General features: G+C 66.7%; 12 protein-coding genes. 8 read left to right on the top strand and 4 right to left on the bottom strand.

Annotated features, from left to right (window positions below; genetic code table 11):
* Positions 1–427 precede the first annotated feature (427 nt).
* From pyk to ACXU4B_RS09390, 3 genes are all read left to right on the top strand, one after another.
* Complete coding sequence (gene pyk / locus ACXU4B_RS09400) at positions 428–1,900, top strand: pyruvate kinase (RefSeq protein WP_131409871.1); 1,473 nt, start codon at positions 428–430, stop codon at positions 1,898–1,900.
* Positions 1,901–1,982: 82 nt separating this feature from the next.
* Positions 1,983–2,432, top strand: a complete 450-nt coding sequence (locus tag ACXU4B_RS09395; protein ID WP_131409869.1) for an energy transducer TonB — start codon at positions 1,983–1,985, stop codon at positions 2,430–2,432.
* A 149-nt stretch (positions 2,433–2,581) separates the two neighbouring features.
* Positions 2,582–3,589 (top strand): class I fructose-bisphosphate aldolase, encoded by a 1,008-nt coding sequence (locus ACXU4B_RS09390; RefSeq protein ID WP_131409867.1) that lies wholly within the window; start codon positions 2,582–2,584, stop codon positions 3,587–3,589.
* Positions 3,590–3,668: 79 nt separating this feature from the next.
* On the opposite strand, the gene ACXU4B_RS09385 is transcribed toward ACXU4B_RS09390, so the two are convergent.
* A complete protein-coding gene (locus tag ACXU4B_RS09385; protein ID WP_131409865.1) occupies positions 3,669–4,283 on the bottom strand; it encodes an outer membrane beta-barrel protein in 615 nt (204 codons plus the stop codon).
* A gap of 255 nt (positions 4,284–4,538) precedes the next feature.
* Here ACXU4B_RS09385 and tkt point away from each other — a divergent pair, with 255 nt between their 5' ends.
* Positions 4,539–6,542, top strand: coding sequence for a transketolase (tkt, locus tag ACXU4B_RS09380; RefSeq protein WP_131409863.1), 2,004 nt, complete (start codon positions 4,539–4,541; stop codon positions 6,540–6,542).
* Between the two features lie 126 nt (positions 6,543–6,668).
* Here the strand turns inward: tkt and ACXU4B_RS09375 are convergent, their stop codons facing one another.
* Together ACXU4B_RS09375 and ACXU4B_RS09370 are read right to left on the bottom strand one after the other, a co-directional pair.
* The gene (locus ACXU4B_RS09375) at positions 6,669–7,307 is read right to left on the bottom strand and encodes an HAD hydrolase-like protein (RefSeq protein ID WP_131409861.1); all 639 of its coding nucleotides are present in this window, start codon (positions 7,305–7,307) and stop codon (positions 6,669–6,671) included.
* Positions 7,307–8,470 carry a phosphoglycerate kinase gene (locus ACXU4B_RS09370; protein WP_458910858.1) on the bottom strand — a complete coding sequence of 388 codons (1,164 nt, stop codon included), beginning with the start codon at positions 8,468–8,470 and terminating at the stop codon, positions 7,307–7,309. Before ACXU4B_RS09370 ends, ACXU4B_RS09375 begins: the two co-directional genes overlap by 1 nt.
* Before the next feature lie 165 nt (positions 8,471–8,635).
* Between ACXU4B_RS09370 and maiA the strand changes: the two genes are divergently transcribed.
* Positions 8,636–9,301, top strand: coding sequence for a maleylacetoacetate isomerase (gene maiA, locus ACXU4B_RS09365; protein WP_205746542.1), 666 nt, complete (start codon positions 8,636–8,638; stop codon positions 9,299–9,301).
* Positions 9,302–9,370: 69 nt separating this feature from the next.
* On the opposite strand, the gene ACXU4B_RS09360 is transcribed toward maiA, so the two are convergent.
* Positions 9,371–10,486, bottom strand: coding sequence for a PilT/PilU family type 4a pilus ATPase (locus ACXU4B_RS09360; RefSeq protein WP_165583173.1), 1,116 nt, complete (start codon positions 10,484–10,486; stop codon positions 9,371–9,373).
* A 131-nt stretch (positions 10,487–10,617) separates the two neighbouring features.
* Here ACXU4B_RS09360 and ACXU4B_RS09355 point away from each other — a divergent pair, with 131 nt between their 5' ends.
* The 3 genes from ACXU4B_RS09355 (at position 10,618) to ACXU4B_RS09345 (ending at position 12,409) form a co-directional block, all read left to right on the top strand.
* A complete protein-coding gene (locus ACXU4B_RS09355) occupies positions 10,618–11,136 on the top strand; it encodes a DUF4398 domain-containing protein (protein WP_240734056.1) in 519 nt (172 codons plus the stop codon).
* The gene (locus tag ACXU4B_RS09350; protein ID WP_131409853.1) at positions 11,133–11,762 is read left to right on the top strand and encodes a DUF4398 domain-containing protein; all 630 of its coding nucleotides are present in this window, start codon (positions 11,133–11,135) and stop codon (positions 11,760–11,762) included. Before ACXU4B_RS09355 ends, ACXU4B_RS09350 begins: the two co-directional genes overlap by 4 nt.
* A 419-nt stretch (positions 11,763–12,181) precedes the next feature.
* Entirely contained in the window at positions 12,182–12,409 is a 228-nt protein-coding gene (locus ACXU4B_RS09345; protein ID WP_114824176.1) for a YdcH family protein, read from the top strand.
* Positions 12,410–12,565 lie beyond the last annotated feature (156 nt).

The raw sequence follows: 12,565 nt of genomic DNA, 5'->3' as shown, positions 1-12,565 counted from the left end.
GAAATCCTAGCGCAACACGTCGATCGCCACCCAGGTGCCCCGATGGCGTCTGCAGGCGGCGTCCGGCGCGGACGACTCCGGGCATAGCCCGTGCCACTGCAATGACGAAATTGTTGCTGTGCAATAAGGCGATGGCAGTGCTTGGAATGGCCTTTGCGGCCGCTCGCGCCGGTTCCTGCGGGTGACGTCGGTCACGCTTGCGAACGGGCGCGCCGCTGGCTTTACATGGCACCAGTGTTTGGACGTCCCGACGCTGGCCAAGCAGACCAGTCAATCACGCATTCCTTGTCTTCTTTGTCGATGGGTAATACCAGTGGTCGCCTGTGGTCCGCATGCCACCAGCAGTCCACTTGCACGCGTGCGGCAGCGTCGAAAACGCCGGCGCAAACCCTCTGGCGCAACCGGACAGTTCTGCTAGCCTCGAAGCATGACTAATGAAAATCCGCTGCGCCGCACAAAGATTGTTGCCACCCTCGGCCCCGCTACCGATGCGCAGGGCATGCTCGAAAAAATCATCGCCGAAGGCGTCGACGTGGTTCGCCTGAACCTGTCGCATGGCCAGCCCGATGATCACCGCGCGCGCGCGGTCGCCGTGCGCGATGCGGCCGCCAAGCTCGGCCGCGAAGTGGGCGTGCTGGCCGACCTGCAGGGTCCGAAGATTCGCGTCGAGCGCTTCGCCAATGGCCCGGTGGAGCTGCGTGTCGGCGACACCTTCGTGCTCGACTGCAGCCCCGGTGCGCCGCTGGGTGACGCCACCCGTGTGGGCGTGAGCTATTACGGACTGCCCAACGATGTGGCGGCGGACGATGTGCTGCTGCTCGACGACGGGCTGGTCGCACTGACCGTGGAAGCCGTGGCCGGTGCCGAGGTGCGCTGCCGCGTGCTGATCGGCGGGCGCCTGTCCGACCGCAAGGGGCTCAATCGCCAGGGCGGCGGCCTGTCGGTCGCGGCGCTGTCGGACAAGGACCGGGCGGACATCAAGCTGGCCGCCGAAATCGGTGCCGACTTCCTGGCCGTGTCGTTCGTGCGTTCGGCCCACGACATGCATGAAGCGCGTCGCCTGCTGGAAGAGGCGGGCGGCAAGGCGTCGCTGGTGTCCAAGATCGAGCGCGCCGATGCGATCCCCGTGCTGGGCGAAATCATCGACGCCTCGGACGTGGTGATGGTGGCGCGCGGCGACCTGGGCGTGGAGATCGGCGACGCCGAGCTGCCGGGCCTGCAGAAGAAGATCATTCGCGAGTCGGTGCAGCGCAATCGCGCGGTGATCACCGCCACGCAGATGCTGCAATCGATGGTGCGCTCTCCCATTCCGACGCGCGCCGAGGTCATGGACGTGGCCAATGCCGTCATCGACGGTACCGATGCGGTGATGCTGTCGGAGGAATCGGCCGCGGGTGCGCATCCGGACAAGGCGGTCGCCGCACTGCGCCGCATCTGCCTCGGTGCCGAGCGCCAGTTCGAGCCGAAGGAAGACCTCAGCACCACCGGCCACCACCTGGACCGCACCGACCAGGCCATCGCGCTGGCGGCGATGATGCTGGCCAGCCAGCTGGGGGTCCGCGCCATCGTGGCGCTGACCGAGTCGGGCGCCACCGCCCAGTGGCTGTCGCGCTACCGCAGCGCCGTGCCCATCTATGCGCTGTCGCCGTTCGCCGATGCGCGCCGCCGCATGTCGGTCTTCCGCGACGTGCAGGCCGTCAAGTTCACCCACACCTCGCAGACGCCTGCCGGTTCCGCCCGCGAGGCCGTGCGCCAGCTCTACGTGGAAGGCAAGCTGAGCGAGGGTGACCGCGTGTTGCTCACCCATGGCGACCACATCGGGCAGGGCGGTGGCACCAATACGCTCAAGCTGCTTTCGGTCGGCGCCGAGGGCGTGGTGGAGTGCCTGCGCGACCTGTAAGCGTGGCCCTGGACGTCGGCTTCGATCCGATGTGGCTAGAATCCGGGCCGATGTCCCCCCACCCACGCGCAGGAGGTTTTCCATGAACACGATGTCACGTCGCTGCAGCCAGGCGTTGCTGCTGGCCCTGGCCATGGCCGGTGCCGGGCCGTTGCTGGCGCAGTCGCAGGCACGCGTGGTGGGCCCGGAACATATCCAGGCGTACTGGATCATGCTCAACACCAAGGTCGATGCCGATATTCCCAACACCGGCAGCAACATGGACAAGCCCGGCTGCGTGGCCGTGAGCTACATGATCGGCTCCGATGGCGTGCCGCAGGGCGTCACGGTGCGCAAGGTGGTGCCGCAGAGTGACCTGGGCACGGTGGCCAAGAGCGTGGTGAGCAACTTCCGCTACGGTCCGTCGCTGACCAACCGCACCAGCGAGCCGGTGTCCACCTATTTCATCGTGCCGTTCAACCTGCCGGCCGATCCGGCCCAGAAACAGGGCGTCATCAACGCCTGCAAGCTGCCGGGCTTCGACCAGGCCTGAGGCGCGCCAGGGGCGCCGCCGGCGCCGTTCAGGGGGTACTCCGGCCCTGAACGGCCAGTTCGCATATAATCGCGGGCTTTGAGCCTCGCCGCCCCCAAGGGGCGGCACCACCTTGTGCGGCCCACACCGCCTAAGTATCCGGAGTTGTCATGAGCATCGAAGATCTCGAAAGCGTTGCCCTCGCTATGGTCGCGCCCGGCAAGGGCATCATCGCCATCGATGAGTCGACCAACACCATCAAGAAGCGTTTCGAGGCCGTTGGCATCGACAACACCGAGGAGAACCGCCGCGCCTACCGTGAGCTGCTGCTCACCGCGCCGGGCCTCAACGAGCACATCTCCGGCGCGATCCTGTACGACGAAACCATTCGCCAGTCGACCAAGGACGGCGTGCCGTTCACCCAGGTGATGAAGAAGAACGGCATCATCCCGGGCATCAAGGTGGACAAGGGCCCGGTGCCGCTGGCCGGCTTCCCGGGTGACGTGGTCACCGAAGGCCTGGACGGCCTGCGTGAGCGCCTGCAGGAATACGTGAAGCTGGGCGCCCAGTTCGCCAAGTGGCGCGCGGTCATCAACATCAGCGAAGACAACCCGTCGTCGACGGCGATCGAAGCGAACTGCCACGCGCTGGCCCGCTATGCCGCGCTGTGCCAGGAAGCCGGACTGGTGCCGATGGTCGAGCCGGAAGTGATCATGGACGGCGACCACAGCATCGAAGTCAGCTACGAAGTGCACGAAGCCGTGCTGCGCAGCCTGTTCAATGCCCTGTACGAGCAGAACGTGCTGCTGGAAGGCACCATCCTGAAGGTCAGCATGGTCATCCCGGGCAAGGACGCGGACGAACAGGTCGAGGTCGAGGAAGTGGCGGAAGCCACCGTGCGCGTGCTCAAGACCACCGTGCCGGCCACCATGCCCGGCATCGTGTTCCTCTCGGGCGGCCAGACCGACGAGCAGTCCACCGCCCACCTCAATGCGATGAACCGCATGGGTCCGCACCCGTGGCCGCTGAGCTTCTCCTACGGCCGCGCCATGCAGCAGGCCGCGCTCAAGCTGTGGGCCAAGGACATGAAGGCCAACTACGCCGACGCTCAGAAGACCGTGCTGGCCCGTGCCCGCGACAACGGCCTGGCCGCGCTGGGCCAGTGGAACGCCAAGTAAGGCGTCACCGGCTGCTGCCGATGCAGGAAAAAAACGGGCGCCGCGAGGCGCCCGTTCTTGTTTCCCGGTCCTGCGACGATCAGAAGCGGTATTCCGCGCTGACGCTGTACAGGCTGGTCGGCAGGTGGATGTTCTTGTCGCTCTCGCTGGCCTGGTAGTAGTCGTAGTTCAGGCCCACGCTCCACTTCGGCGTGATGTTGTAGCCCACGCCAGCACCCGCGTAGTAGTTGGTGCTGTTGAAGTTGACCATCTGCGGGTTGAACTTGTCGTTGGTCAGGCCCGAACCCTTGGCGAAGAACGCGCCACCGCGCAGCTCGCCGTACCAGCTCGGGTTGAAGTTGTAGCGCAGGTCGAGGCCGGCGGTCGCGCCCTGCAGCTTGGAGCGGCCGTTGTTGCCGTTGAAGTTCTGGTAGTTCTGGGTATACGCGCCACGGGCGTCGGAGCGCCCCAGGTACACGTAGCCCACTTCCATGCCCAGCGACGTCTCGGGGTTGATCGCAAAGCGGTAGCCGCCCTTCACGCCACCGGCGAAGTCGCCGTTGTCGTAGGGCCCCTTCTGCACCTGGCCGTAACCGGCGTTCGCGCCCACGTACCAACCCTGCTGGGCGGTCTGGCCCGCGTCCTGGGCAAAGGCGGCCGGAACGGCCACGACACCGGCGGTCGCGAGGGCAAGGGCAAAAAGCGTCTTCTTCATGGGGAATCCTCTTCGTCTTATTGGGTCCAGACCACGTTGCCGGGGGTTCGGTCAGGCGTGGCCCGCGCACCTGCGTGAAACAGTGCAGACGCTTAGATGGGTCGCCTGCCAGGGAGTTTCAATACTTGTTAGTACACTATTAAGGCTGGGTTAATTGACTTTCCGGGCTGGGTGGCCCGCCGGCGGGCGACACGGCTGGCGAGGATCGGCGACAATAGACGTTTTTAATCGCCGCCTTCCCCGGAGAACCCTTAGATGACAACCCGCCGCGAACTCGCCAATGCCGTGCGCGCCCTCGCCATGGACGCCGTGGAGCAGGCCAACTCCGGCCACCCGGGCATGCCCATGGGCATGGCGGACATCGCCGAAGTGCTGTGGAACGACTTCCTCCAGCACAACCCGGTCAATCCCAAGTGGTTCAACCGCGATCGTTTCGTGCTCTCCAATGGCCACGGCTCGATGCTGCAGTACGCGCTGCTGCACCTGACCGGCTACGACCTGCCGATGGAGCAGCTCAAGCACTTCCGCCAGCTGCACTCCAAGACTGCCGGCCATCCGGAAGCCAGCGAAACCCCAGGCGTGGAAACCACCACCGGCCCGCTGGGCCAGGGCCTGGCCAATGCCGTGGGCTTCGCGCTGGCCGAGAAGGTGCTGGCCGCGCACTTCAACCGTCCGGGCCACGAGGTGGTCAATCACCACACCTACGTGTTCCTCGGCGATGGCTGCCTGATGGAAGGCATCTCGCACGAAGTCGCCTCGCTGGCCGGCACGTGGAAGCTGAACAAGCTGGTCGCCGTCTACGACGACAACGGCATCTCGATCGACGGCGAAGTGCATGGCTGGTTTACCGACAAGACGCCGGAGCGCTTCGAGGCCTACGGCTGGAACGTGATCCGTGGCGTCGACGGGCACGATGCCGAGGCGGTCATGCAGGCGCTGACGCAAGCCACCTCGCAGTCGGACAAGCCGACCCTGATCTGCGCTCGCACCATCATCGGCTTCGGCGCACCGCACAAGCAGGGCAAGGAAGAGAGCCACGGCGCGGCGCTGGGCAAGGCTGAAGTCGCTGGCGCCCGCGATGCGCTGGACTGGCGTTCCGCGCCGTTCGAAATCCCGGCCGAGATCTATGCCGGCTGGGACCACAAGAAGTCCGGCGCCGCCCGCGAGCAGGCCTGGCACGACGCCGTGGCCAAGTACACGGCGGCATTCCCGGAACTGGCGGCCGAGTTCAATCGCCGCATGAGCGGCGAACTGCCGGTCGACTGGGCCGCCAGGTCGCAGGCCTTCATCGACAAGCTGCAGGCCGACGGCCCCGAAGTGGCCTCGCGCAAGGCCTCGCAGATGAGCATCGAGGCGTTCGCGCCGCTGCTGCCGGAATTGATCGGCGGTTCGGCCGACCTGGCCGGCTCCAACCTCACCAAGTGGAAGGGCAGCATCGACGCCGGCAACGGCCATGATGCCGGCGGCAACTACCTCTATTACGGCGTGCGCGAGTTCGGCATGACCGCGATCGCCAACGGCCTGGCCCTGCACGGCGGCTTCATCCCGTACGACGCCACCTTCCTGGTGTTCTCCGACTACGCCCGCAACGCGGTGCGCATGAGCGCACTGATCCCGGCGCACGCCATCCACGTGTACACCCACGACTCGATCGGCCTGGGCGAGGACGGCCCGACCCATCAGCCGGTCGAGCACCTCGCCTCGCTGCGTTACATCCCGAACAACCAGGTGTGGCGTCCGTGCGACGCGGTGGAATCGGCGGTGTCCTGGAAGGCGGCCATCGAGCGCAAGGGCAACCCGGCCTGCCTGGTGTTCTCGCGCCAGAACCTCAAGCACCAGCAGCGCAGCGCGCAGCAGGTGGCCGACATCGCGCGAGGCGCCTACGTGCTGTCCGATCCGCAGGACACCAAGTTCAAGGCCATCCTGATCGCCACCGGCTCGGAAGTGGAACTGGCGATGGAAGCGGCCCGCACGCTGGCGCAGCAGGACGTGCCGGTGCGCGTGGTGTCGATGCCGTGCACCGAGGTATTCGACGCGCAACCGCTGGAATACCGCGAGGCGATTCTGCCGGGCTGGTGCCGTGCCCGCGTGGCGGTCGAGGCGGCCACGGCCGACTTCTGGATGAAGTATGTCGGCCTGGACGGTGCCGTGGTCGGCATGAACTCGTTTGGTGCCTCGGCGCCGGCGCCAAAGCTGTTCGAGCACTTCGGCTTCACCGTGGCCCACGTCGTCGACGCCGTGAAGCGCGTGGTGGGCTGATGCCTGGCTCGCCCCTCCTCCCTCGGGGAGGGGCGCAGGGCGGGGTTTGATCCCGCCTCACCGACGGGGCATGAAAAAACGCCGCGATCACCGCGGCGTTTTTTTTGTACTCCCGCAAACTCCGCTTCAGTCGGCGGCGGTGAGCAGTTCGCCCAGGTGCTGTGGGTCGCGTGCAATCGCGTCGGCGCCGGCCTTTTCCAGTTCCTCGCGGCTGCCGAAGCCCCACAGCACGCCCACGCTGCGCACGCGGTTGGCCACGGCGCCGTCAATGTCGAAGTGGCGGTCGCCGATCATGGTGGCCTGTCCGGGTGCCGCACCGAAGTCGGCCAGCGCAGCGGCGATCATGCTGGCCTTTTCACTATGCGGACTGGATGGGTCCGGGCCATACAGACGGCTGAACGCCTGGCCAAACGGCAGGTGCTCGATGATCGGCCGGGCGTGGCGCTCCGGCTTGCTGGTGACGACCGCCAGCTGGTGGCCGGCCGCCTGCAGTTGCCCGATCATCGCCTCGATGCCCGGATACACCGTGTGCTCCTGCCAGCCGATAGTGTGGAAGCGCTCGTGGTAGTGATCCACCGCCTGCTCGATGCGGTCGTGATCGTGGTCGAGCAGCGGCGCGAAGCTATGTCGCAGCGGCGGCCCGATCCAGTGGCGCAGCTCGGACGGATGCGGCACGCCCAGCTGCGTCAGCGCGTGGCGGACGCAGCCGAGGATGCCCAGCTCCGAATCGATCAGGGTGCCGTCGAGGTCGAACAGGCAGAGCATCAGTGACCCGCGCGGGCCCGGAGCGCCGCGACGGCCGGCAATTCCTTGCCTTCCAGGAATTCGAGGAAGGCGCCGCCGCCGGTGGAGATGTAGGAGATGTCGTCGGCGATGCCGTACTTGTCCACCGCCGCCAGCGTGTCGCCGCCACCGGCGATGGAGAACGCCGGCGATGCGGCAACGGCGCGGGCCAGCGTTTCGGTGCCGGCGCCAAAAGCGTCGAACTCGAACACGCCGACGGGGCCGTTCCACACCACGGTGCCGGCCTTGGCGATCATCTCGGCGTAGCGGCGCGCGGTCTCCGGACCGATGTCCAGGATCATCTCGCCGTCCTTCACCTCGTCCACCGGCTTGACCGTGGCCGGGGCGTGCGAGGAGAACTCAGGCGCCACCACCACGTCCACCGGCACCGGCACGTCGGCGTTGCGGCGCCGGGCGTCGGCCATGACCTTGCGCGCGGCCGGAATGAGATCGGGCTCGTACAGCGAATTGCCGACCGAGTAGCCCATGGCGGCAATGAAGGTGTTGGCAATGCCGCCGCCCACGATGAGCTGGTCCACCTTGCCGATCAGGTTTTCGAGCAGGGTGAGCTTGGTGGACACCTTGGAGCCGGCCACGATGGCCAGCAGCGGGCGGGCAGGGTGTTCCAGCGCCTTGCCCAGCGCGTCCAGCTCGGCCGACAGCAGCGGGCCGGCGGCGGCGATCGGGGCAAACTTGATCACGCCATGGGTCGAGGCCTGCGCACGGTGCGCGGTGCCGAAGGCGTCCATGACGAAGATGTCGCACAGGGCGGCGTACTTCCTGGACAGCGCCTCGTCGTCCTTGCCTTCGCCCACGTTCATGCGGCAGTTCTCGAGCACGACCACTTCGCCATCGGCGACCTCGACGCCATCGAGGTAGTCGGCAACCAGGCGCACCGGCTGGCCGAGCTTGTCGCCCAGCCACCTGGCTACCGGCGCCAGCGAGGACTCGGCGTCGAACTGGCCTTCCTTGGGGCGACCCAGGTGCGACAGCACCATGACCTTGGCGCCGGCGTCGCGGGCGAGCCTGAGCGTCGGCAGCGCCGCATCGAGGCGCTGGGTGGAGGTGATCCGGCCGTTTTCGATGGGAACGTTCAGGTCTTCGCGAATCAGCACGCGCTTGCCGCGCAGATCAAGATCGCTCATGCGGGTAACGGACACGGCGGAACTCCCAGGTTTGGATGGCATGAATACGGGACGCCCGGAGGCGCGAACCGCCTATTGTCCTGCCCGCCCGGCGGCGATGCAAACCGCCGGGAAGGTATCCTAAGGCGCTGGCAGTTTCCGTCTTTCCGCAAAGGACATGGTGATATGGCCCTGGATCTGGTCCTGTATGGCTACTGGCGCTCCAGCGCCGCCTACCGCGTGCGTATCGCGCTGAACCTCAAGGGCCTGGCCTATGAGTCGCGGCCGGTGCACCTGGTCCGCGACGGCGGGGAGCAGCATGCGCCGGATTACCAGGCGCTCAACCCGCAGGAGCTGGTGCCCTGCCTGGTCGACAACGGGCAGGTGTTCACCCAGTCCATGGCGATCATCGAATACCTGGAAGAGACCCGGCCCGAGCCGGCGCTGCTGCCGGCCGATCCGGTTGGCCGGGCCCGCGTCCGCACACTGGCACAGGCGGTGTCCTGTGACATCCACCCGCTGGCGAACCTGCGGGTGCTGCAGCATCTGGTCACGCAATTCGAGGCCGATGACGCGGCCAAGGGCGTCTGGTCGCGGCACTGGATCACCCTGGGCCTGCAGGCGCTGGAAAGCATGCTGGCCGGCAACGTGGCCACGGGGCGCTTTTGTCACGGCGACACGCCGACGATGGCGGACGCCTGCCTGATCCCCCAGGTCTACAACGCCGTGCGCTGGAAGCTGCCGCTGGACGACTACCCGACCATCCGGCGCATCAACGAGGCCTGCCTCGCGCTCGAGGCATTCCAGCAGGCGGTGCCCGAGGCCCAGCCGGACGCACCGGCAACCGACTGAGCCATCACGGGGGCGGGCCGCGGGAAGGCGAGGGGTCCTTCCCGTGGCCCGCCGCGCCGCGTGGGTCTTTCAGAAGCCCAGGCCGTACGGGTCGTTGCCGACCAGCTCGGTGTTTTCGCTGCCCGCGCCTTCGGACAGGCGCACTTTCAGCGCCAGGCCGTCGCGCGAATCGGCCTTGTTGAGCGCCTCTTCCAGCTCGATGCGGCCTTCCTTGTACAGGCGGTAGAGCGACTGGTCGAAGGTCTGCATGCCTTCCTGCAGGCTCCGGTCCATGGCCTCCTTGACCTCGTGGATCTGGCCGCGGCGGATCATGTCGCGGATCAGCGGCGTGTTCAGCAGCACTTCGGTCGCCGGCAGGCGGCGGCCGTCCTTGCCGACGACCAGGCGCTGGCTGATCACCGCGCGCAGGTTGAGCGCGAGATTCATCAGCACGTTCTTGTGTGCCGATTCCGGGAAGAAGTTGAGGATGCGCTCCAGCGTCTGGTCGGCGTTGTTCGAGTGCAGCGTGGCCAGGCACAGATGGCCTGTCTCGGAGAACGCGATGGCCGCTTCCATGGTGTCGGTGTCGCGGATCTCGCCGATCATGATCACGTCGGGCGCCTCGCGCATCGCGTTGCGCAGGGCCTCGTGGTAGCTGTGCGTGTCCAGGCCGACTTCGCGCTGGTTGACGATCGACTTCTTGTGACGGTGCAGGTACTCGATCGGATCCTCGATGGTGAGGATGTGGCCCGACGAGTTCTGGTTGCGGTGGTCGATCATCGCCGCCAGCGTGGTGGATTTGCCCGAGCCGGTGGCGCCCACCACCAGGATCAGCCCGCGCGGCTCCATGATCAGCTCGCGGAAGATGGTCGGCAGCTGCAGCTGGTCGATGCTGGGGATTTCGCTCTTGATCGCGCGGATCACCATGCCCACTTCGCCGCGCTGCTTGAACACGTTGATGCGGAAACGGCCGGCTTCCTTCACCGCGAGCGCCATGTTCAACTCGAGGTCGCGCTCGAACTGGGGTACCTGGCCCTCGTCCATCAGCGAATAGGCGATTTTCTTGACCATGCCGCTCGGCAGGCCGGTGTTCCCCAGCGGGTAGAGCTTGCCTTCCACCTTTATGTTCACGGGGGCGCCCGTGGTCAGGAACATATCCGACGCGCCCTTGTCAACCATTAGCTTGAGGAAGTAACCAATGTCCACTCGAATCCCCTAATTCCGCGCGCATTGCTAAAGTCGATTATGCCCGCCCACAATACGCTGTGACACTCCGAGAGGACTGAGTGATGGTGCACATCTTTTTCCCGCTGTCCGGACGCCCCAAAGGCGCCCGCATGGCGGTTTCGACCCTGGCGCTGGCCCTCATGCTGGCGCTTTCCGGCTGCGCCTCGACACCGCCGCCGGACGGGATCATGAACCAGGCGCAGGTGCAGCTGCAGGCCGCGCGCGACGCGGATGCGGCCGATTACGCGCCCGTGGACCTGGATTTCGCCCAGAACAAGTTCCAGCAGGCGCAGGGCGCCATGGCCAATCGGAAGTACGACGATGCCGCCCTGCTGGCGGACGAGGCCCGGGCCGACGCCGAGCTGGCCAGGGCCAAGGCCCGCCTGGGGGCGGCCCGCGCCCAGATCCAGAACAAGACCTCGGCCAACCAGCAATTGCGCGCGCAGATCGAGCAGTCGCTGGCCACCGAGCAGCGTCAGAGCGACACGCAAAACCCGGCGCTGCCGGCCCAGCAGCCGCCTGCCGACATGCCGGCGCCGGCCAGTTCGTCACTGCTGGAGCCGCTCCCCGCGGGGCAGGGCTTCCAGACCGTGCCGCAGTCGAACAGCGACCAGGGAGGCCACCGATGAAAACCCTGACCCTTCGACTTTCCGCACTCCTGCTGGCGCTGGCCGCCGTGGGCGTGGCCCACGCCTCCAAGGACGACATGGACGTGGCCCGCCTCAACAACAGCCTCGACCAGCTCGCCGGCGACCCGGCCCTGGGCAGCTATGCCCAGGCCGAACAGGCCCGCGCCCGTGACGCCGTGAACCAGCTGGCGCAGGCGCGCTCGCGCGACCGTGCCCATGCGCTCTACCTGGCCGAGCGCCGCGTCGACCTGGCGCGCGCCACGGCCCAGTTGCAGGAGGCGCAGCTGCAGATCAACCGCCTCGACCGCGAGCACGACCAGATCCAGCTGGACGGCAGCCGCCGCGAGGCCGAGCAGGCCCGTCGCGAGCTGGAACGCCAGCGCCTGCAGTACCAGATGGCGGCGGAAGAGGCCGCCCGCCAGGCGGCCGCCGGTGCCGAGGCCACCGCCCAGGCCCAGGCCGAGGCCGAACAGGCCAGGAAGCTGGCCGCGGCGCAGGCCAAGGTCGCCAACGCGGCCAAGAAGCAGGCCGACCTGGCCGCCCAGGCAGCCCGGGCCATGCGCGCCCAGATGCAGGGCGACAGCAGCTCCCCGGCCGACGACAGCGCCAAGAAGAACGGCAAGTAGGCGACGCCGCCCGACAACGGCGGCGTTGGTGCAAAGGGCGGTCGGGGCAACCCGCCGGCCTTTGCTTTTGGCGTCGGTGCGCGCTGAGAAAGCCGTCGGCGCGGTGCTCCATTCAATAAACCGAAAGACCGTGTTTGATTCCTGCAAAATGCTGTTCTGACAGCTTTTTCTTGCGCGATGCGTGCGTTCGGCCAGGCCCTTTGTGACGCTTGCATGACCTCTGGCCGGGGAGTAGGGTCAAGTTCCCGGGGTGCATTTTCGCGCCCCGGGCCACTGACCTGAATCATGCACTCATCCTTCCCCTTCAACGCGCTCCATGGACCGGTCATCCGGCATGGATCGCGGGTGTTTGCGTGTCATTCACCGTCTGCGGGCGCGCCTCTCACGCGTCCGTCGTTCTCTCCAGAGGAGGTCGAATCATGTTTGAAAACCAGCAGCGTGATGATGTCGAAGCCTTGATGAAAGCCGACGCGGAATTCCGTCGGCTGTACCAGCACCATCAGGAACTCGACAGCAAGGTGCACGACGCCGAAATCGGCGTGCTGCCCATCGATGACATGACGTTATCGGGCATGAAGAAGGAGAAACTCCACGCCAAGGAGCGGCTCCAGCGCATGTGGGACAGTCGCGCGCACCGCATCAACTGAATCTGCGAGGTTTCGCATGAATGCGGCCCCGGTGCCACCCGCAAGGGAACGGCTTCCGGGGCCGCTGCGTATCCGCCGTCTGGAAAGTGGCTGCCGGGGCTCGGTTATCATCAGCTTCCCTTCCGGCCCGCACGACGCGACCGGGAACTACAGCCA

The sequence above is a fragment of the Dyella soli genome, from assembly GCF_054482295.1.
The sequence above is the reverse complement of the archived record's forward strand: the minus strand, read 5'-3'. Positions and strand labels throughout refer to the sequence as shown.